Source organism: Flavicella sp. (assembly GCF_037132785.1).
Taxonomy (GTDB): Bacteria; Bacteroidota; Bacteroidia; order Flavobacteriales; family Flavobacteriaceae; genus Flavicella.
This window is the reverse complement of sequence record NZ_JBAHZZ010000181.1, coordinates 12,953-33,484: the sequence shown is the minus strand read 5'-3', so window position 1 is coordinate 33,484 and position 20,532 is coordinate 12,953. Positions and strand designations below refer to the sequence as shown.

The following is a 20,532-nucleotide window of genomic DNA, read 5'->3' as shown; positions in this document are numbered from 1 at the left end:
ATACTTGCCAAAGGGAACTAATTTTAACGAAATTGACCTAAAACAACTCCAAATTATTCAAGAAAAACTAAATAATAGACCTAGAAAGATACTTGGATATAAAACACCAAAAGAAATGATGGATATTGAACTTAAAATTGTTGCGTTACAACCTTGAATCCAAGCAAAGGGAGCGTATTCTGTTTGAATTCATGTATTTGAGAAAACACACTTCAATCTTAGTATTGTTAATTGATGAAAACTGTCTATTTGCAGTATCCTATGAAGGGATTCTATGTGGTAATTCAATAGTTTTTTTTAAACTTCTTTATATTTAGTAAACCCAATCATATGTTTCAAGGTTTTTAGCCTCTAAATTACTGCAATTATTTTAGTAAGAAGAATGTCTATTAAATCTTGAAATAATCTTCTATTTGTGCAAAAATATTTTTAAATCACTTGATGAATAGTAGAGTTAAATTATTGTGTTACAGTGTCTCAATAGAGATATTTGTAGTTATTATGTGGCTTTTTTTTTTGCTTGTGATAAAGTGTGTTTTTACCCAGAAGTAAAACTTTTTTTTTGTAAATTAAATAGAAAGGCTCTATTAGATTGAAAAATTGCATTGCTTTTATTATCTTGCACTAAATTTGAATAAGTAGATTATGGAATTGATTCATCAAATTCGTTATTATTTTGAAAGACATGGGTTTGATGTTTCTTCTCGTTTCTCCGAACGATTTGGGATAGGTGTAAAAAACATCCGACTGTTGTTTATATATCTTTCCTTTGTTACTTTTGGTGCTTCTTTTGGTTTGTATTTAATTTTGGCTTTTATGTTAAAATTGAAGGATATGTTATATACCAAAAGAACCTCCGTATTCGATTTATAATTAAAAAAACATCATTTGTCATTTAGAATTTACAAAGTCGAAATCCTTTTTTTAGGAGTAATTTTATTAGGAGTGTTGGGTTATACGTCTTTGTTTGATTTTTCTTTTATTGATGGTTTGTATATGACAATTATAACTGTTGGTTTTAGCGAAGTGAATCCTCTAAGCTACGAAGCCAAGTTGTTTACTGTGTTTTTAATTCTTATAAGTATTAGTCTTTACGGTTATTTAGTAGCTGTGGTCTCTGAATTTCTATTGAATGGTAACTTGGTGGTAGAACAAAAAAAAAATATACTTAAAAAAATAAATAAATTTGAGGGACATACCATTGTTTGTGAATTTGGAAGAAATGGTTGGCAAACTGTAGCAAAATTGAATAATTTCATCAAATCTTGTGTCGTTATTGAAATAACCTTTGAGTTATTAAAAGAAATAGAGGAGCAAGGATTTATTTTTATAGAAGGAGATGCCACGGATGCTGATAATTTGTATGTAGTGCTTTCCGCAAGACAGTTAAACTCTAAATTAAATATAGTAAGTAAAGCAACTAATGAGCCGTCTATAAAGAAATTAAAAATAGCAGGAGCTGATAATGTGATTATGCCTGATAAATTGGGTAGAGCTCATATGGCGTCTTTAGTAGTTAACATCAGATTTAGTTGAATTTGTGAACGGAATATCCTTAGATGATGAAAGTTATGCCAATTTAGAGGAGATCTCTGTAGAGGATTTACTAAAGAAATATTTGCGAAAATTGATTAAAGAACTAGATTTAACTAGAGAGCTACTGGTTGCTGTGTAATTGGATTTATTACAGGAGAGGGATATATAATAAATCCTTCTTCTGATTTGACTTTAGACCCTAAGTCGAATTTAATAATATCGGGAAAGCTGAATTAAATAATGAAAATCAAGAATTTATTTTAATATTTTTTTTTGTTTTTATAGCTGTAAGATTGATGTTTAAGAAAACAAAAGAAGTGCTTATAATGTGTAAAATTAATAGAATACTTATGAATAGAAGTTTACTAGTGAGTCTTGTCCTGATATTATGTCCTTTATTAGGCTTTACACAAGAAATGTCTTTGGATGAAAAAATCGAATCAAAATTTAAACCTTTCGCTGATTGGATAGGGGCTATAGTCTTTTATCCAATTAACTTAGGAGGGGTCGACATGCCGATAGTACTGATTATTCTTTTACTCGGAGCTTTGTTTTTTACCTTTTACTTTAAATTTGCGAATGTTCGTTTGTTGGGAGTTGCAATTAATGCAGCTAAAGGAAAGTACGACGATGTGGACCATCATACGGTAGAAGAAGTAGATGGGGATCCTACTCCTGGTGGTGATGTGTTTGAAAGCCCACAAGCAGAAGGTGTTATAGGTGAGGTTACTCACTTTCAAGCTTTAACAGCCGCTTTGTCTGCAACAGTAGGTTTGGGAAATATTGCAGGTGTTGCTGTTGCGATAGCAATAGGAGGGCCAGGTGCTACTCTTTGGATGATATTGGCTGGGTTTTTAGGAATGTCAACAAAATTAGTAGAGGCTACTTTAGGCGTGAAATATAGAGAAGTAGGAGAAGACGGGAAAATTTACGGTGGTCCAATGTATTATCTAAAAAAAGGATTGAAGGAAAAAAATTGTGAAATGTTAGGAAAGGTACTTGCAGTAACGTATGCCGTTTTTGTTATAGGTGGGTCTTTTGGAGGTGGTAATATGTTTCAATCAAATCAAGCAGCAAGTCAATTAAAAGTTTTGTTTGATGTTGATAATGGATTTTGGTTTGGAGTTGTAATGGCAGTTTTGGTTGGAGTTGTAATCATTGGAGGAATTAAAAGAATTGGTCAGGTAACAGAAAAAATTGTTCCATTTATGGGAATTTTATATGTAGGAGCTTCCTTAGTGATTGTTTGTATGAATTTTAATATTATTCCAGAAGGTTTTAGTCAAATTTGGTCTGGAGCATTTGGGAGTCAGGCTGTTGTTGGTGGTGTTATTGGAGTGGTTATTCAAGGGTTTAGAAGAGCCGCATTTTCTAATGAAGCAGGAGTGGGTTCAGCCTCTATTGCTCACGCAGCAGTAAAGACTCGTTTTCCTGCTAGTGAAGGGATTGTAGCCTCAATCGGACCTTTTGTAGATACGGTTATTATTTGTACGATGACTGCCTTGGTGATTGTGATCACGAATATTAAAAGCAATTTATTTACCTATGGAAATATTGATGGGACTAAAGTGATCTTAAATAGTACAGGTGAAAAAGTTGGTGGTGTTGATCTGACTTCATTGGCATTTGATTCTGCAATTCCTAATTTCTCTATTATACTTACTATTGCTGTGATTTTATTCGCCTTCTCTACGATGTTGTCTTGGTCGTATTATGGAATTCAAGGCTGGAAATTTTTATTTGGAAAAGGGAGAGTAGCTGATTTAATCTATAAAGGTTTATTTTTGTTTTTTGTTGTGGTTGGAGCTTCTTCAAGTTTAAATTCTGTAATTGAATTTTCAGATGCCATGATTTTTGCGATGGTATTTCCAAATGTAATAGGATTGTTGATTTTAGCACCTAAAGTAAAAATAGAAATCAAAAGATACCTTATAGCGATTAAAAGATAAATAAAAATGAAAAAATTAAAACCCCATTTCTTGTATAATAAAAAACAAAGAAATGGGGTTTTTTGTTTTTTGCTGATTCTTGTGTTGCTACAATTGTTATATGTGTTCATATCTAAGAATTCTAATTCTCAGATCATTTATGATAGTGAGTTAACGGAACTTAGAGATCAAATAGATTCTTTAAAATTGGTTAAAAATAAATTTGAGCATATTTATAAATTCAATCCAAACTATATTACGGATGAAAAAGGATATGCACTTGGATTGTCAGTCTCAGAAATTGATAGATTGCTTTTGTATAGAGGTGAAAATAAATGGGTAAACTCTAAAGAAGAGTTTCAGAAGGTAACCCAAGTGTCAGATAGTTTGTTGAATAAATTGACCCCCTTTTTTAAGTTTCCTCTAAAGAAGGTTGAGAAGATAATTAGAAAAAAAAATATAACAAAAAAAACTGAAATTTCAATTAAATATGACATAAACAAAGCAACAGAAAGTCAGTTAAAAGAGATATATGGAATTGGAGAAAAATTGTCTGCTCGAATCATAAAATATCGTAATAGGCTTCATGGGTTTAGCTTTATAAGTCAATTAGATGAAGTATATGGTTTGCAAGGACAAGCATTGGAAAATTTAAAATTTAAATATAAGATTGTGAAACCACCGGTTTTGGAGAAAATTAATATAAATACGGCTAGTTTTAAGGAGGTTTTATCAATTGTATATCTAAATTATGAAGCGACAAAATTAATTTTTCAGTACAAAGATTCAGTCATGCAAATAGAAAAGATAGAAGAAATTAAAAAAATTGAAGGTTTTTCAATTGATAAATACGATAGAATAGCATTATATTTGCATGCGGAATAAATAGACCAAATTTTATTTATACCGAATGAATTTTAGATTGGTTGATAATAAATTTGAATTATTTTTTTCTTTAGATAAAATAAAAAATATTATCATAGCTTAGGTTACGGTTCTATTTTATATTGAAATATAAAGGAAATAGAAACTAATTTAATCAATCATTTTGATGTTTATTAGGTGTTATTAGTTAAATGAAAGATTAAACAATATATACTTCATGAATTTCGAGTATACAGAAACACAAAAAATGATTGCAGAGTCGGTAAAAGATTTTGCACAACAATACATCAAACCTCATGTAATGGAGAGGGATGAAAGTCAATTTTTCCCAGTTGATCTCTTTCGTAAGATTGGTGAAATGGGATTTATGGGGGTTTTAGTTCCTGAAGAATATGGGGGGGCTGGTTTAGGCTATCACGAGTATGTTAGTATACTAGAAGAGATATCTAAAGTTGATGGTTCTATAGGTTTGTCTGTTGCAGCACATAATTCTTTATGTACGGGGCATATATTAGAATTTGGCAATAAAGCTCAAAAGAAAAAATGGTTACCAAAATTAGCGTCTGGAGAGTGGATTGGTGCTTGGGGATTGACAGAACACAATACAGGTTCTGATGCTGGAAATATGAGTACTACAGCTATTAAAGACGGTGATTTTTTTGTATTAAACGGCGCAAAGAATTTTATTACTCATGCAATTAGTGGAGACGTGGCTGTTGTTATTGTAAGAACTGGTGAGAAGGGTGATTCTCATGGGGTGACTGCTTTTGTGATAGAAAAAGGAACGCCAGGTTTTTCATCAGGTAAGAAAGAGAATAAATTAGGAATGAGAGCTTCCGAAACAGCAGAGTTGATTTTTGATAACTGTAGGGTTCCTAAAGAAAATGTTTTAGGAAAAGTAGGAGAAGGCTTTATTCAATCGATGAAAGTATTAGATGGAGGTAGGATTTCAATTGGAGCCTTGTCGTTAGGTATTGCAAAGGGAGCCTATGAGGCGGCTTTAAAATATTCAAAGGAACGTGTGCAGTTTGGAAAAGCGATTTCTGAATTTCAGGGAATTTCTTTTAAATTGGCAGATATGGCTACTGAAATTGAAGCATCTGAATTGTTAATTCATAAGGCAGCTTTCTTAAAAAACGCAAATAGACCAATGACAAAAATAGGAGCAATGGCAAAAATGTATGCTTCTGAAACCTGTGTAAAAGTTGCTAATGAGGCTGTTCAGATTCATGGTGGTTATGGATATACAAAGGTTTTTCCTGTTGAGAAGTTTTATAGAGATTCAAAACTATGTACAATTGGCGAAGGAACTACTGAGATTCAAAAAATTGTGATATCAAGAAAGATATTAAAAGAATAAAAAAAGATTGTAAATTCGAAATAAGTTGTATTTTTGCAGTCTGAAATAAGATACATAAGTTGGAATGAATTTCATTTCAGTATTAAATATTTAAAGAGAGTACGATGAAAGGAGGTGATATACAATGTTAATTATACCTATTAAAGAAGGAGAAAATATCGATAGAGCGTTAAAACGTTTTAAGAGAAAATTCGATCGCACGAAGACTATGCGTCAATTACGTGAGCGTCAACAGTTCAATAAACCGTCTGTTATTAATCGTAAGCAAAAGATTAAAGCGAAATACATCCAAAGATTAAGAACAAACGAAGAGTTGAGTTAATTTTTTTGAGTATTCAAAATATAAAACCTGTTTCAAATATTGAAACAGGTTTTTTTTGTTTTAAATTTGTTTAAATTTTTATGAAATAAGCTTTATGATAGATAAATTTATTGATTATATCTCTTATGAGAAGAAATACTCATCTCATACTATAGAGGCTTATAAAAAAGATATAGATTCGTTTTTAGGTTTTAGTATAGTCGAGTTTGATCAAGCTGTTATTTCTGAATCGAGCTATGGAGAAATAAGATCATGGATTGTAAGTTTAGTTTCTTCAGGTTTGTCCAATAGAACAGTAAACAGAAAAATTAGTTCCTTAAATAGTTTTTATAAATTCTTGCAAAGAATAGAAGAGATAAAGATCAATCCTTTGGCGGGGCATAAAGCATTAAAGGTAGCCAAGCGCATTCAGGTTCCTTTTTCTGAAAAAGAAATTGTTTCTGTGATAGAAGGGATTGATGGAGAAGATTTTGCTTCGGTTAGAGATAAGTTGTTGGTGGAGTTGTTGTATTCGACAGGCATGAGAAGGGAAGAATTGATTAATTTAAATCACAGTTCTATCAATATTAATAATGCGACTATAAAGGTGTTAGGAAAACGAAATAAAGAGAGAATTATTCCCTTGCTTCAGTCGGTTAAAAAGACCTTACAAAAGTATCTTCTGTTAAAGGAAATAGAATTCGGTTGTAATGGATATTTAATGGTCTCTAATAAGGGAAATAAATTATACGGAACGCTTGTTTATAGAGTAATAAAACTCTATTTTAGTAAAGAATCTACAAAGGTAAAGAAAAGCCCCCATGTGATTCGTCATTCATTTGCGACACATTTGTTAAACGAGGGGGCAGATTTGAATTCGGTTAAGGAGTTGCTAGGGCACTCTAGTTTAGCCTCCACTCAGATCTATACTCATACTAGTTTAGATTATTTAAAGGAAGTGTATAACCAAGCTCACCCTAGGAGTGAAAAATAATATTACATGAAGGTATTCGTACAATCTGTAAATTTTAATGCAGATAAAAAATTAGTCGATTTCGTTGAAAAGAAGGTGTTGAGTCTTGAGAAGTATCACGATAAAATTATTAACGTCGAGGTTTTTTTAAAAGTTCAAAAAACGAGTGAAAAAGAGAATAAAATCACTGAGGTTAAAGTGAATATTCCTGGTAATGAGTTAATTGTAAAAAAAGAAACAAAGTCTTTTGAAGAGGGAGCTTCTGCTACAGTAGATGCGATGAAGCGTCAATTGAAAAAATCAAAAGAAAAAGAAAGGGAGTTACAGCATTAAAAAAAAGTAAAAATTACCACTAAAAGTTTGTTGTGGTGAAAAAAACTTTATACATTTGCAGTCCGTTAGAAATAATGGGCTGTTTTTTTGTGCAGCAATGCCGATGTAGCTCAGCTGGCTAGAGCAGCTGATTTGTAATCAGCAGGTCGTGGGTTCGAGTCCCTCCATCGGCTCAAAAAGTAAGTTTATCTTGCTTTAAACAAAAAGACAGATTTAGTTTTTAGATTGAGAGATCTGAAAGCTTTGTTCTTTGGATATTGGTGAGATACTCAAGTGGCCAACGAGGGCAGACTGTAAATCTGCTGCGCAAGCTTCGAAGGTTCGAATCCTTCTCTCACCACAAATGTTTTTTAGTAGAAATACTAAAAAGGGAAATTTGATTATAAGAATGCGAAAGTAGCTCAGTTGGTAGAGCGTCAGCCTTCCAAGCTGAATGTCGCCGGTTCGAACCCGGTCTTTCGCTCTAAATCAAATTGCCGGTGTAGCTCAGAGGTAGAGCGTTTCCTTGGTAAGGAAGAGGTCACGGGTTCAATTCCCGTCATTGGCTCAAAGAAAAAAATAAGTGTATAATAAAATAAGTATATAAATTAAGAATTAAAATTAATAATCATGGCTAAAGGAACTTTTGACCGCTCGAAACCACATTTAAACATTGGTACAATTGGGCACGTAGATCACGGTAAAACTACATTAACTGCTGCAATTACTACGGTATTGGCAAAAGCTGGTTATTGTGAGGTGAAGGATTTTGATCAAATCGATAATGCACCAGAAGAAAAAGAAAGAGGGATTACAATTAATACTTCTCACGTAGAGTATGCTACTGCTAATCGCCATTATGCTCACGTTGACTGTCCAGGTCACGCGGATTACGTAAAGAATATGGTTACTGGTGCTGCTCAAATGGACGGTGCAATTTTGGTTGTTGCTGCAACAGATGGACCAATGCCTCAAACTAGAGAACATATTTTATTAGGGAAACAAGTTGGTATTCCTAGAATTGTTGTTTTTATGAACAAGGTTGATTTAGTTGATGATGAAGAATTATTAGAATTAGTTGAAATGGAAGTAAGAGAATTACTTTCTTTCTATGATTATGATGGTGATAATGGACCAGTAATTGCTGGATCTGCATTAGGTGGATTAAATGATGACCCAAAATGGACTCAGTCTATTTTAGATTTAATGGAAGCAGTTGATTCTTGGATAGAAGAGCCATTAAGAGAAATAGAGAAAGATTTCTTAATGCCTATTGAGGATGTATTCTCTATTACAGGTCGTGGTACAGTTGCAACTGGGCGTATCGAAACTGGAATTGCTAATACTGGAGATACTGTTGATATCATTGGAATGGGAGCTGAGAAATTGACTTCTACGATTACTGGTATTGAAATGTTCCGTCAAATCTTAGATAGAGGAGAGGCTGGAGATAATGCAGGTATCTTATTAAGAGGTATTGCTAAAGAAGATATCAAAAGAGGAATGGTAATCTGTAAGCCAGGTTCTGTAACTCCACATGGTAAATTCAAAGCTGAAGTTTATGTTTTGAAAAAAGAAGAAGGTGGACGTCATACTCCATTCCATAACAACTACCGTCCGCAGTTTTACGTACGTACAACTGATGTAACAGGAACTATTAGTTTGCCTGATGGAGTTGAAATGGTAATGCCTGGAGATAACTTGACAATTACTGTTGAATTACACCAGTCAATTGCAATGAATGTTGGTTTACGTTTTGCAATCCGTGAGGGTGGTAGAACTGTAGGTGCAGGTCAGGTAACTGAAATCTTGTAGAATACAAATAAATTATAATCGGAGTGTTTTATTTTGTAGAACACTCCGTTTTTTACGGGCGTAGCTCAGTTGGTAGAGCACTGGTCTCCAAAACCAGGTGTCGTGAGTTCGAGTCTCCCCGCCCGTGCAATTAAAAAAATAATAGAATGAGTGTTATAAATTATATCAAAGAATCATTTGAAGAGTTGAATACCAATATGACTTGGTTACCAAAAGCTGAAGCTCAAAAATCGACTGTTGTAGTTGCGATATTTACTATAATATTTGCATTGGCAGTTTTTGCAGTTGATTCAGTATTTCAAAACGGTTTGGATAGGTTTTTTAACATGTTTAATTAGAACGAATGGCTGATTTTGTAAAAAAGTGGTACGTAGTTAGAGCTATTGGAGGACAAGAAAATAAAGTTAAGTCTTATATAGAAACTGAAATTTCTAGATTAGGGTTGTCTGATTTTGTAGAGCAAGTTTTAGTGCCTACTGAAAAAGTAATTCAAATTCGTAATGGTAAGAAAATAAATAAAGAAAGAGTTTATTTTCCAGGTTACATAATGGTAGAAGCAAACTTAAGTGGAGAAGTACCTCACGTAATAAAATCTGTAACTGGAGTTATTGGTTTTTTAGGGGAAACAAAAGGAGGTGATCCTGTGCCATTGAGAAAAAGTGAAATCAATAGAATGCTTGGTAAAGTAGATGAACTTGCTGTTCAAAACGAAAATGTAGCAATTCCTTTTTCAGTGGGTGAAACTATAAAAGTCGTTGATGGACCTTTTAATGGTTTTGATGGGGTTATTGAAAACGTAAATGAAGATAAAAGAAAGCTTGAGGTAATGGTTAAAATTTTTGGAAGAAAAACACCGTTAGAGCTTAGTTATATGCAAGTAGATAAAATATCATAGTTGCAAAAATAATAATATTATGTGTTACAGATGGCTTCCACTATATGTAAATAAATAATTAGAAAATGGCAAAAGAAGTAAGTAAAGTAGTAAAATTACAAGTACGTGGAGGAGCGGCGAACCCGTCTCCACCAGTAGGTCCTGCTTTAGGTGCTGCCGGAGTTAATATTATGGAGTTCTGTAAGCAGTTTAATGCTAGAACTCAAGAAAAACAAGGAAAAATCTTACCTGTTTCAATTACAGTATACAAAGATAAATCTTTTGATTTCGTTATCAAAACTCCTCCAGCAGCTGTTCAAATTTTAGAAGCAGCAAAAATAAAGAAAGGTTCAGGAGAACCAAACCGTAACAAGGTAGCAAGTATTACTTGGGATCAAGCAAAAGCAATTGCTGAGGATAAAATGGTAGATTTAAATGCATTTACAATTGAGTCTGCAATGAGGATGATTGCTGGAACTGCTCGTTCTATGGGAATTACTATGAAAGGAGATGCTCCACAATAAACTTTAAGAAATGGCAAAATTAACAAAAAAGCAAAAAGAAGCTCAAGCTAAGATCGACAATTCTAAAGTGTATTCTGTAGAAGAGGCATCTGTGCTAGTAAAAGAGATTTCAAATGTAAACTTTGATGCGTCTGTAGATTTAGCAGTACGTTTAGGGGTTGATCCTAGAAAAGCGAATCAAATGGTTCGTGGTGTAGTTACTTTACCACACGGTACAGGTAAAGATGTAAAAGTATTAGCATTGGTTACTCCAGATAAAGAAGCAGAAGCAAAAGAGGCTGGTGCTGATTATGTAGGACTTGATGAATATTTACAAAAAATAAAAGGAGGTTGGACTGATGTTGATGTAATTATCACGATGCCAAGCGTTATGGGTAAATTAGGACCATTAGGACGAGTATTAGGGCCTAGAGGTTTAATGCCTAATCCAAAGACAGGTACAGTTACTATGGATGTAGCTAAAGCTGTTACTGAGGTGAAAGCTGGTAAAATTGACTTTAGAGTTGATAAAACTGGAATCGTACACGCAGCAATAGGTAAAGTATCTTTTGATGCTGAGAAAATTGCAGAGAATGCAAATGAATTAATTCAGACACTTATTAAAATGAAACCTGTGGCTGCTAAAGGAACGTATATTAAAAGTACGTACATGTCTAGTACAATGAGTGCTAGTTTAGCTTTAGACATCAAATCAAATTAATAGGAAGTTAAATCGTAAATTATGACAAGAGAAGAAAAATCGCAAGTAATAGATGCTTTAACTGCCCAATTAAGTGATAACAGTGTAATCTATGTTGCAGATATTTCAGGTTTAAATGCAGAAGCTACTTCTAATTTAAGAAGAGCATGTTTTAAAGCTGACGTAAAATTGGCTGTAGTTAAAAATACATTGCTTGCAAAAGCAATGGATAAGTCTACAAAAGAGTTTGGAGAGTTACCTTCATCATTAAAAGGGAATTCATCTATTTTTTTATCAGAAACAGGAAATGCTCCTGCTAAGATAATTAAAGAATTTAGAAAAAAGTCTGACAAACCAGTATTAAAAGGTGCTTATATCGAAGAATCTGTTTACTTAGGAGATGATCAATTAGATAATCTTGTAAACATCAAATCTAAAGAAGAGTTACTTGGAGATATTATTGGATTGTTACAATCACCTGCTCAAAATGTTATTTCAGCATTACAATCAGGAGGTCAGACACTTTCAGGTATCGTTAAGACCTTATCAGAGAGATAGAATAAGCGCACAAATAAATTATTATATTACATTACCTTAAAAAATCACAAAATGGCAGAATTAAAAGATTTCGCAGAGCAATTAGTTAACTTAACAGTTAAACAAGTAAACGAATTAGCTACAATATTAAAAGATGAGTATGGTATTGAGCCAGCTGCAGCAGCAGTGGCAGTAGCAGGACCAGCAGCAGGAGGAACAGAAGCAGTAGAAGAGCAAACTGAATTTGATGTAATCTTAAAAGCAGCAGGGTCTTCTAAATTAGCAGTTGTAAAATTAGTTAAAGAATTAACTGGTTTAGGATTGAAAGAAGCTAAAGGTATCGTTGATAGTGCACCAGCACCAATCAAAGAAGGAGTGTCTAAAGATGAGGCGGAAGCACTTGTAAAATCTTTAGAAGATGCTGGAGCTGAAGTAGAGCTTAAATAAGCTTTTTACACAATAATTACATTACGGTTTAGGTCTGAAGGAAAACTCCTTTTGACCTAAACCATTTTTTGCATTTATATTTATTCTTTATTTAATACATAATTTTAACTAAAATTTTTTCTCCTTTGGCAACGAAAAATAGTAATGGAAGAATAAGCTTTGCATCGGCAAAATTAACAACAGACTATCCCGATTTCTTGGATATTCAAATCAAATCTTTTCAAGATTTTTTCCAGTTAAAAACAAAAGCAGATTCGCGAAGTGATGAAGGTTTATACAAAACTTTCATGGATAATTTCCCAATCACAGATACAAGAAATAATTTTGTATTGGAATTTCTAGACTACTTTGTAGATCCACCTAGATACTCTATACAAGAATGTATCGAAAGAGGCTTGACACATAGTGTACCTCTAAAAGCACGTTTAAAATTATATTGTACAGATCCTGAACATGAGGATTTTGAAACAATTGTACAAGATGTTTATTTAGGAACTATTCCTTATATGACAGATTCAGGTACTTTTGTGATCAATGGAGCTGAACGTGTTGTTGTATCTCAGTTACACCGTTCACCTGGTGTTTTCTTTGGGCAATCATTTCATGCAAATGGCACCAAATTATACTCTGCAAGAGTGATTCCTTTTAAAGGATCTTGGATAGAATTTGCAACAGATATCAATCAAGTAATGTATGCTTATATTGATAGAAAGAAAAAATTACCCGTTACTACTTTATTCCGTGCAATCGGATTTGAAAGAGATAAAGATATTTTAGAAATTTTTGACCTTGCTGAAGAGGTGAAAGTTTCGAAAAGTGGTTTGAAGAAAATATTAGGGCGCAAGTTAGCAGCTCGTGTATTAAAATCATGGCACGAAGATTTCGTTGATGAAGATACTGGAGAGGTAGTTTCAATTGAAAGAAATGAAATTGTTTTAGATAGAGATATTGTACTTGAAAAAATGCATATTGAAGAAATCATCGAGTCTGGTGCTAAAACTGTTTTATTACACAAAGAGGATAATGAAATGGCAGATTATGCTATTATTCACAATACTCTTCAAAAAGATCCAACAAATTCTGAAAAAGAAGCTGTTGAACATATTTACCGTCAACTTCGTAATGCTGAACCGCCAGATGAGGAAACGGCTCGTGGAATTATTGATAAATTGTTCTTCTCAGAACAACGTTATAATTTAGGAGAAGTAGGACGTTATAGAATGAATAAAAAGTTACAGCTTAATGAGTCTTTAGACGCTAAAGTTTTAACTAAGAATGATATTATTACGATAGTAAAGTATTTGATTGAATTGATCAACTCTAAAGCAGAAGTTGATGATATTGATCACTTATCTAACCGTCGTGTAAGAACCGTAGGTGAGCAATTAGCTAGCCAATTTGGAGTTGGATTATCAAGAATGGCTCGTACAATTCGTGAAAGAATGAATGTTCGTGACAATGAGGTGTTTACTCCTATTGATTTGATTAATGCGAAGACTTTGTCTTCTGTTATTAATTCATTCTTTGGAACAAATCAGTTATCTCAATTTATGGATCAAACAAATCCATTAGCTGAAATTACTCATAAGCGTAGATTATCTGCCTTAGGACCTGGTGGACTTTCAAGAGAAAGAGCTGGATTTGAGGTTCGTGATGTTCACTATACACATTACGGTCGTTTATGTCCAATTGAAACTCCAGAGGGACCAAATATTGGTTTGATTTCATCTTTGGCAGTGTATGCAAAAGTGAATCACCTTGGCTTTATTGAAACAGCGTATAGAAAAGTTACTGATGGTGTTGTTAATACAAAAGATGATCCAATCTATTTAAGTGCTGAGGAAGAAGAAGGACATAAATTTGCTCAATCTAATTTAGAATTGGATGATGATGGTAGGTTTATTGCTGATAAAATTATTTCTAGAGAAGAGGCTGATTTTCCAGTTGTATCTCCTAAAGAATTAAGTTATATGGATGTGTCTCCAAACCAGATTTCATCTATTTCAGCATCACTGATTCCTTTCTTAGAACATGATGATGCCAATAGAGCATTAATGGGATCAAACATGATGCGTCAAGCAGTTCCATTATTACGTCCTGAGGCTCCTATTGTTGGAACAGGTTTAGAACGTAGAGTTGCTAAAGATTCTAGAATCTTGATCAATTCAGAAGGAGCAGGTGTTATCAAATATGTGGATTCTAATAAGATCACCATTAAATACGATAGAACGGATGATGAAAGAATGGTGAGTTTTGACTCTGATGAAAAATCTTATGATTTAATCAAGTTTAGAAAAACAAACCAGGGAACAAATATCAACTTGAAACCTATTGTTAAAAAAGGAGATAGAGTTGAAGAGGGTCAAGTCCTTTGTGAAGGATATGCAACTCAAAAAGGTGAATTAGCCTTAGGTAGAAATATGAAAGTTGCCTTTATGCCTTGGAAAGGATATAACTTTGAGGATGCGATTGTAATTTCTGAAAAAGTTGTAAGAGAAGATATATTTACTTCTATTCATATTGATGAGTACTCTTTAGATGTTAGAGATACAAAATTAGGTAATGAAGAATTGACGAATGATATTCCTAACGTTTCTGAAGAGTCTACAAAAGATTTAGATGAGAATGGTATGATTCGTATCGGTGCGGAAGTGAATCCTGGAGATATCTTAATAGGTAAAATTACTCCAAAAGGTGAATCTGATCCAACACCAGAAGAAAAATTATTACGAGCGATTTTTGGTGACAAAGCTGGTGATGTAAAAGATGCTTCATTAAAGGCTTCTCCATCACTAAGAGGTGTAGTAATTGATAAAAAATTATTTCAGAGAGCTGTAAAAGATAAATCTAAGAGAACTCGAGATAAAGAAGATATTGCTAAATTAGAAAATGATTTCACTGTGAAGTTTGAATCGTTAAAAGATTCATTAATAGAGAAATTATTCAATCTTGTAACTGGGAAAACTTCTCAAGGTGTACAGAATGACTTAGGTGAAGATGTATTTCCTAAAGGAAAGAAGTATACACTTAAGATGTTAAACTCTGTAAATGATTATACGCATTTAACAAAAGGTTCTTGGACTACAGATGTCGCTTTAAATGAGATGATTAGTGAATTAATTCACAATTATAAAATTAAAGTCAGTGATCTACAAGGATCATTGCGTCGTAATAAGTTTACAATTAGTGTAGGAGATGAGTTGCCTGCAGGAATTTTAAAACTAGCTAAAATTTATGTTGCAAAGAAACGTAAATTGAAAGTAGGGGACAAAATGGCGGGACGTCATGGAAATAAAGGTATTGTTGCTCGTATCGTAAGAGCTGAGGACATGCCGTTCTTGGAAGACGGAACACCTGTAGATATTGTATTGAACCCATTAGGAGTGCCATCTCGTATGAATATTGGTCAGATTTATGAAACAGTATTAGGTTGGGCAGGTCAAAAACTTGGTCAAACTTATGCAACTCCAATTTTTGATGGAGCTTCATTAGATCAGATTAATGAATTGACTGACGAGGCAGGTGTACCTAGATTTGGACATACATATTTGTATGATGGAGGAACTGGAATGCGTTTCGATCAACCAGCAACTGTTGGTATCATTTATATGATTAAATTAGGTCATATGATTGAAGATAAGATGCATACTCGTTCTATCGGACCTTACTCATTGATTACGCAACAACCACTTGGAGGTAAAGCCCAATTTGGAGGTCAGCGTTTTGGAGAGATGGAAGTTTGGGCATTAGAGGCATATGGTGCTTCTAGTATCTTAAGAGAAATCTTAACAGTTAAATCTGATGATGTATTGGGTAGAGCAAAAACTTACGAAGCAATCGTAAAAGGAGAGCAAATGCCTGAGCCAGGTTTACCTGAATCATTTAATGTATTAATGCATGAACTGAAAGGTTTAGGATTGGACGTTAGGTTAGAAGACTAAATATATGAGGGCTATAAGCAGAAATTCTTATTAGCCATTATATAAAGTCAGAACAGGAAAATATTATTTACATTTTAAATTCGAATCCATTTACCATGGCAAGAAAAGAAGATAGATACACTGTAAGAAAATTCAGTAAAATATCAATTGGTTTATCCTCTCCAGAGACTATTTTAGATATCTCAAAAGGAGAAGTATTAAAACCAGAAACAATAAATTACCGTACACACAAACCAGAAAGAGATGGTTTGTTCTGTGAGCGTATTTTTGGTCCTATTAAGGATTTTGAATGTGCCTGTGGAAAATACAAAAGAATCCGTTATAAAGGTATTGTTTGTGATCGTTGTGGGGTAGAAGTAACAGAGAAAAAAGTACGTAGAGATAGAGTAGGTCATATCAATTTGGTAGTGCCAATTGCTCATATTTGGTACTTTAGATCATTACCTAATAAGATGGGCTACCTTTTAGGTTTGCCATCTAAGAAGTTAGATATGATCATTTACTACGAACGTTATGTCGTAATTCAATCAGGTGTCGCATCTAATTTGGACGGTACTCCATTACAAAAAATGGACTTCTTAACAGAAGAAGAGTATCTTGATATTTTGGAGACAATTCCACTGGAAAACAGATATTTAGACGATACAGATCCTAATAAATTCATCGCTAAGATGGGAGCTGAATGTTTAATAGATTTGTTGGATCGTATTGATTTGAATGCCTTGTCATATGAATTACGTCACAAAGCAAATACAGAAACTTCGAAACAACGTAAAACAGAAGCTTTAAAACGTTTGAATGTTGTTGAAGCGTTTAGAGACTCTACAAAAAACAGAGAAAATAATCCAGCATGGATGATTATGAAGGCGATTCCTGTAATACCGCCAGAATTACGTCCGTTGGTGCCTTTAGATGGTGGTCGTTTTGCTACGTCTGATTTAAATGACTTATATCGTAGAGTAATTATTCGTAATAATCGTTTAAAGCGTTTGATGGAAATTCAAGCTCCAGAGGTTATTTTACGTAATGAAAAACGTATGTTACAAGAATCTGTGGATTCATTATTTGATAACACACGTAAAGCATCAGCTGTTAAAACGGAATCAAATAGACCTTTAAAATCTTTATCTGATTCATTAAAAGGAAAACAAGGTCGTTTCCGACAAAACTTATTAGGGAAACGTGTTGATTATTCTGCACGTTCTGTAATTGTTGTTGGACCAGAATTGAAATTGTCTGAATGTGGATTGCCAAAAGAAATGGCAGCAGAATTATACAAACCATTTGTCATTCGAAAGTTGATAGAAAGAGGTATTGTAAAAACTGTTAAATCTGCTAAGAAAATAATAGATAAAAAAGAGCCTGTTGTTTGGGATATTTTGGAAAATGTTTTAAAAGGACATCCAGTATTACTAAACCGTGCTCCTACGCTTCACCGTTTGGGGATTCAAGCTTTTCAGCCTAAATTAATTGAAGGTAAAGCAATTCAATTACATCCTTTAGCCTGTGCTGCATTTAATGCCGATTTTGATGGGGATCAAATGGCGGTTCACTTGCCATTAGGACCTGAAGCTATTTTAGAAGCTCAAATGTTATTACTAGCTTCTCTTAATATTTTAAATCCTGCCAACGGGGCACCGGTTACTGTTCCTTCTCAAGATATGATACTTGGATTGTATTATATGACTAAGGAAAGAATTTCAACTCCTGAGGTTCATATTAAAGGAGAAGGGTTGATTTTTTACTCTCCAGAAGAAGTAAATATTGCTTATAATGAAGGAGCTGTAAACCTAAATGCTGGAATTAAGGTTAGAACTCAAGATATTGATGAGAAGGGTGAACAAGTAACTAAAATAATCAAAACTACTGTTGGTAGAGTGTTGATTAATGAGGTTGTTCCTGCAAAAGCTGGATATATCAATGAAGTATTGACTAAGAAAAACTTAAGAGATATTATTGGAGCTATTTTAAAAGCGACTGATATTCCAACTACAGGAAAATTCTTAGATGATATTAAAACGATGGGGTTCAAGTTTGCGTTCCAAGGTGGTTTGTCGTTCAGTTTAGGTGATATTATTATCCCTGAAGAAAAACAAGAAATGATCAATGAAGCAAAATCTGAAGTTGAAGTGGTCATTGCAAACTATAACATGGGAATGTTAACAAATAATGAACGTTACAATCAGGTAATTGATATTTGGGGGTCTACAAATAATCGTTTAACAGAGTTGTCTATGAAACGTTTACGTGAAGATCAACAAGGATTTAATTCGGTTTTCATGATGCTTGATTCTGGAGCCCGTGGATCTAAAGAGCAAATACGTCAGTTGACAGGAATGCGTGGATTGATGGCGAAGCCTAAAAAATCTACAGCTTCTGGTGGAGAGATTATTGAAAATCCAATTCTTTCAAACTTTAAGGAAGGTCTTTCAATTTTGGAATACTTTATTTCTACACACGGTGCTCGTAAGGGACTTGCAGATACGGCCTTAAAAACGGCTGATGCAGGTTACTTAACACGTCGTTTGGTAGATGTATCTCAAGATGTAATTATCAATGAAGATGATTGTGGTACATTAAGAGGGCTAGAAGTAGGTCCATTGAAGAAAAATGATGAAATAGTTGAATCATTAAGTGAAAGAATTGTGGGACGTTTTACGTTGCATGAAGTGTTTCATCCAATAACTAAAGAAGTAATCTTAGGATCTACTGCTTTAATTTCTGATGAAGCTGCTAAAGAAATTGAATTATCAGGTATTGACTCTATAGAAGTACGTTCTCCATTAACGTGTGAGGCTGCTACTGGAATATGTGCTAGTTGTTATGGTCAGAGTTTAGCAACTCGTACTTTGGTTCAAAGAGGTGAAGCTGTTGGTGTAATTGCAGCACAGTCGATTGGAGAGCCAGGAACTCAGTTAACACTGAGAACTTTCCACGTTGGAGGGGTAGCAGGAAATATTTCTGAAGATAATAAATTGGTTGCTAAATTTGTGGGTAAAGTTGAAATCGAAGATTTGAAAACAGTCAATGGTGATGATGGTCATGGAAATAAAGTAGAGATAGTAATCTCAAGGACTTCTGAAATTAAAATTATTGACGAAGTTACTGGATTGGTATTGAGTTCAAATAACATTCCTTATGGTTCTCATATTTTCGTGAAAGGAAAGAAGAAAATCAAAAAAGGAGATGTAGTTTGTCAATGGGATGCTTTTAATGGTACAATTGTTTCTGAATTTGGCGGTAAAATTGTTTTTGACAATGTTGAAAGGGGAATTAACTATACCGTTGAAGTTGATGAACAAACAGGATTCCAAGAAAAAGTAATTACAGAATCTAAAAATAAAAAAATAATTCCTGCATTGATAATTGAAGGAGATGATGGTGAGACATTACGTTCTTACAGTTTACCTTTAGGGTCTCATTTAATGATTGACGACGGAGAAATTATTGAGGCTGGTAAAGTCTTAGTAAAAATACCTCGTAAATCTGGTAAAGCAGGTGATATTACAGGAGGTTTACCCCGTGTAACTGAATTATTTGAAGCACGTAATCCTTCTAACCCTGCAGTAGTTGCTGAAACCGATGGTGTTGTTTCATTCGGTAAAATTAAACGTGGTAACCGTGAGATTATCGTTGAATCTAAATTAGGAGATATTAAAAAGTATCTAGTAAAACTTTCTAATCAAATCCTAGTGCAAGAGAATGACTTTATCAAAGCTGGTATGCCGTTATCTGATGGTGCAACAACACCTAACGACATTCTTAAAATTCAAGGACCAGCTAAAGTACAAGAGTACTTGGTTAATGAAATTCAAGAGGTATACCGTCTACAAGGAGTAAAAATTAACGACAAACATTTTGAAGTTGTTGTTCGTCAAATGATGCGTAAAGTTAGAATGATTGATTCTGGAGATACATTATTTCTAGAGAATTCATTAGTTCATAAAAATGACTTTATCAAACAGAATGATAAAATTTTCGGAATGAAAGTTGTTGAAGAAGTTGGAGGATCTGATGATTTAATAGCAGGACAAATTATTTCTGCTCGTAAATTAAGAGATGAAAATTCTTTATTACGTCGTGAAGATAAAGCGTTAGTAGTAGCGAGAGATGCTAAACCTGCAACAGCAGAGCAAATCTTACAAGGTATTACTAGAGCTTCGTTACAAACGAAATCATTTATTTCTGCCGCTTCTTTCCAGGAAACTACTAAGGTGTTGAATGAAGCTGCTGTAAGTGGTAAAATTGATTACTTAGAAGGATTAAAAGAGAATGTTATTGTTGGTAAAAGAATTCCTGCCGGAACAGGTATGCGTTCTTACAAGAACATAATCGTTGGTCCTAAATCGGAAATCGAAGAAAGTTTGAATTAAGATTAACTTTGTTGATTTTATATATAGTATCGGATTGGTTCACGAGA

Annotated in this window: 18 protein-coding genes, 5 tRNA genes and 1 pseudogene; all 24 read left to right on the top strand. The window is 33.6% G+C overall.

Going from position 1 to position 20,532, the window contains the following annotated elements; genetic code table 11:
• A pseudogene (locus tag V5787_RS11525) lies at positions 1-157 on the top strand (IS30 family transposase); the annotation flags it as partial.
• A 488-nt stretch (positions 158-645) separates the two neighbouring features.
• Positions 646-873 (top strand): PspC domain-containing protein, encoded by a 228-nt coding sequence (locus V5787_RS11520; RefSeq protein ID WP_336893356.1) that lies wholly within the window; start codon positions 646-648, stop codon positions 871-873.
• A gap of 15 nt (positions 874-888) precedes the next feature.
• The gene (locus V5787_RS11515; protein WP_336893355.1) at positions 889-1,536 is read left to right on the top strand and encodes a potassium channel family protein; all 648 of its coding nucleotides are present in this window, start codon (positions 889-891) and stop codon (positions 1,534-1,536) included.
• Between the two features lie 4 nt (positions 1,537-1,540).
• The gene (locus V5787_RS11510; RefSeq protein WP_336893354.1) at positions 1,541-1,675 is read left to right on the top strand and encodes a hypothetical protein; all 135 of its coding nucleotides are present in this window, start codon (positions 1,541-1,543) and stop codon (positions 1,673-1,675) included.
• Between the two features lie 211 nt (positions 1,676-1,886).
• Positions 1,887-3,485, top strand: coding sequence for an alanine/glycine:cation symporter family protein (locus V5787_RS11505; RefSeq protein WP_336893353.1), 1,599 nt, complete (start codon positions 1,887-1,889; stop codon positions 3,483-3,485).
• A 6-nt stretch (positions 3,486-3,491) separates the two neighbouring features.
• Positions 3,492-4,349 carry a helix-hairpin-helix domain-containing protein gene (locus V5787_RS11500; RefSeq protein ID WP_336893352.1) on the top strand — a complete coding sequence of 286 codons (858 nt, stop codon included), beginning with the start codon at positions 3,492-3,494 and terminating at the stop codon, positions 4,347-4,349.
• Positions 4,350-4,566: 217 nt separating this feature from the next.
• On the top strand, positions 4,567-5,709 hold the full coding sequence (locus tag V5787_RS11495; protein ID WP_336893351.1) for an acyl-CoA dehydrogenase family protein: 1,143 nt from the start codon (positions 4,567-4,569) through the stop codon (positions 5,707-5,709).
• A 124-nt stretch (positions 5,710-5,833) separates the two neighbouring features.
• Complete coding sequence (rpsU, locus tag V5787_RS11490) at positions 5,834-6,031, top strand: 30S ribosomal protein S21 (protein ID WP_336893350.1); 198 nt, start codon at positions 5,834-5,836, stop codon at positions 6,029-6,031.
• A gap of 94 nt (positions 6,032-6,125) precedes the next feature.
• Positions 6,126-7,004 (top strand): tyrosine-type recombinase/integrase, encoded by an 879-nt coding sequence (locus V5787_RS11485; protein WP_336893349.1) that lies wholly within the window; start codon positions 6,126-6,128, stop codon positions 7,002-7,004.
• A 6-nt stretch (positions 7,005-7,010) separates the two neighbouring features.
• A complete protein-coding gene (gene raiA, locus V5787_RS11480; RefSeq protein WP_336893348.1) occupies positions 7,011-7,316 on the top strand; it encodes a ribosome-associated translation inhibitor RaiA in 306 nt (101 codons plus the stop codon).
• A gap of 99 nt (positions 7,317-7,415) precedes the next feature.
• Positions 7,416-7,489, top strand: a tRNA-Thr gene (locus tag V5787_RS11475).
• Between the two features lie 86 nt (positions 7,490-7,575).
• Positions 7,576-7,656: transfer RNA gene (locus tag V5787_RS11470), tRNA-Tyr, on the top strand.
• A gap of 50 nt (positions 7,657-7,706) precedes the next feature.
• Positions 7,707-7,779, top strand: a tRNA-Gly gene (locus V5787_RS11465).
• A 12-nt stretch (positions 7,780-7,791) separates the two neighbouring features.
• Positions 7,792-7,863: transfer RNA gene (locus tag V5787_RS11460), tRNA-Thr, on the top strand.
• A gap of 62 nt (positions 7,864-7,925) precedes the next feature.
• Positions 7,926-9,110 (top strand): elongation factor Tu, encoded by a 1,185-nt coding sequence (tuf, locus tag V5787_RS11455; RefSeq protein WP_336893347.1) that lies wholly within the window; start codon positions 7,926-7,928, stop codon positions 9,108-9,110.
• A gap of 54 nt (positions 9,111-9,164) precedes the next feature.
• Positions 9,165-9,237: transfer RNA gene (locus V5787_RS11450), tRNA-Trp, on the top strand.
• Positions 9,238-9,256: 19 nt separating this feature from the next.
• On the top strand, positions 9,257-9,448 hold the full coding sequence (gene secE / locus V5787_RS11445; RefSeq protein WP_336893346.1) for a preprotein translocase subunit SecE: 192 nt from the start codon (positions 9,257-9,259) through the stop codon (positions 9,446-9,448).
• A gap of 5 nt (positions 9,449-9,453) precedes the next feature.
• Complete coding sequence (gene nusG / locus V5787_RS11440) at positions 9,454-10,005, top strand: transcription termination/antitermination protein NusG (RefSeq protein WP_336893345.1); 552 nt, start codon at positions 9,454-9,456, stop codon at positions 10,003-10,005.
• 65 nt (positions 10,006-10,070) lie between these two features.
• Entirely contained in the window at positions 10,071-10,508 is a 438-nt protein-coding gene (gene rplK, locus V5787_RS11435) for a 50S ribosomal protein L11 (protein WP_336893344.1), read from the top strand.
• Between the two features lie 10 nt (positions 10,509-10,518).
• Positions 10,519-11,208 (top strand): 50S ribosomal protein L1, encoded by a 690-nt coding sequence (rplA, locus tag V5787_RS11430; RefSeq protein ID WP_336893343.1) that lies wholly within the window; start codon positions 10,519-10,521, stop codon positions 11,206-11,208.
• 21 nt (positions 11,209-11,229) lie between these two features.
• Positions 11,230-11,745 carry a 50S ribosomal protein L10 gene (gene rplJ, locus V5787_RS11425; RefSeq protein WP_336893342.1) on the top strand — a complete coding sequence of 172 codons (516 nt, stop codon included), beginning with the start codon at positions 11,230-11,232 and terminating at the stop codon, positions 11,743-11,745.
• A 51-nt stretch (positions 11,746-11,796) separates the two neighbouring features.
• Entirely contained in the window at positions 11,797-12,171 is a 375-nt protein-coding gene (gene rplL / locus V5787_RS11420; RefSeq protein WP_336893341.1) for a 50S ribosomal protein L7/L12, read from the top strand.
• A 125-nt stretch (positions 12,172-12,296) separates the two neighbouring features.
• Positions 12,297-16,112: a DNA-directed RNA polymerase subunit beta gene (rpoB, locus tag V5787_RS11415; RefSeq protein WP_336893340.1), complete on the top strand. Its 3,816-nt coding sequence runs from the start codon at positions 12,297-12,299 to the stop codon at positions 16,110-16,112.
• Between the two features lie 95 nt (positions 16,113-16,207).
• On the top strand, positions 16,208-20,485 hold the full coding sequence (gene rpoC / locus V5787_RS11410; protein ID WP_336893339.1) for a DNA-directed RNA polymerase subunit beta': 4,278 nt from the start codon (positions 16,208-16,210) through the stop codon (positions 20,483-20,485).
• The last annotated feature ends 47 nt before the right edge of the window (positions 20,486-20,532 follow it).

Excerpts from the sequence above, each read along its gene's own strand:
- V5787_RS11520 (WP_336893356.1), top strand. The coding sequence starts at position 646 with ATGGAATTGATTCATCAAATTCGTTATTATTTTGAAAGACATGGGTTT.
- V5787_RS11505 (WP_336893353.1), top strand. The coding sequence starts at position 1,887 with ATGAATAGAAGTTTACTAGTGAGTCTTGTCCTGATATTATGTCCTTTA.
- V5787_RS11500 (WP_336893352.1), top strand. The coding sequence starts at position 3,492 with ATGAAAAAATTAAAACCCCATTTCTTGTATAATAAAAAACAAAGAAAT.
- V5787_RS11495 (WP_336893351.1), top strand. The coding sequence starts at position 4,567 with ATGAATTTCGAGTATACAGAAACACAAAAAATGATTGCAGAGTCGGTA.
- rpsU (WP_336893350.1), top strand. The coding sequence starts at position 5,834 with ATGTTAATTATACCTATTAAAGAAGGAGAAAATATCGATAGAGCGTTA.
- V5787_RS11485 (WP_336893349.1), top strand. The coding sequence starts at position 6,126 with ATGATAGATAAATTTATTGATTATATCTCTTATGAGAAGAAATACTCA.
- raiA (WP_336893348.1), top strand. The coding sequence starts at position 7,011 with ATGAAGGTATTCGTACAATCTGTAAATTTTAATGCAGATAAAAAATTA.
- tuf (WP_336893347.1), top strand. The coding sequence starts at position 7,926 with ATGGCTAAAGGAACTTTTGACCGCTCGAAACCACATTTAAACATTGGT.
- secE (WP_336893346.1), top strand. The coding sequence starts at position 9,257 with ATGAGTGTTATAAATTATATCAAAGAATCATTTGAAGAGTTGAATACC.
- nusG (WP_336893345.1), top strand. The coding sequence starts at position 9,454 with ATGGCTGATTTTGTAAAAAAGTGGTACGTAGTTAGAGCTATTGGAGGA.
- rplK (WP_336893344.1), top strand. The coding sequence starts at position 10,071 with ATGGCAAAAGAAGTAAGTAAAGTAGTAAAATTACAAGTACGTGGAGGA.
- rplA (WP_336893343.1), top strand. The coding sequence starts at position 10,519 with ATGGCAAAATTAACAAAAAAGCAAAAAGAAGCTCAAGCTAAGATCGAC.
- rplJ (WP_336893342.1), top strand. The coding sequence starts at position 11,230 with ATGACAAGAGAAGAAAAATCGCAAGTAATAGATGCTTTAACTGCCCAA.
- rplL (WP_336893341.1), top strand. The coding sequence starts at position 11,797 with ATGGCAGAATTAAAAGATTTCGCAGAGCAATTAGTTAACTTAACAGTT.
- rpoC (WP_336893339.1), top strand. The coding sequence starts at position 16,208 with ATGGCAAGAAAAGAAGATAGATACACTGTAAGAAAATTCAGTAAAATA.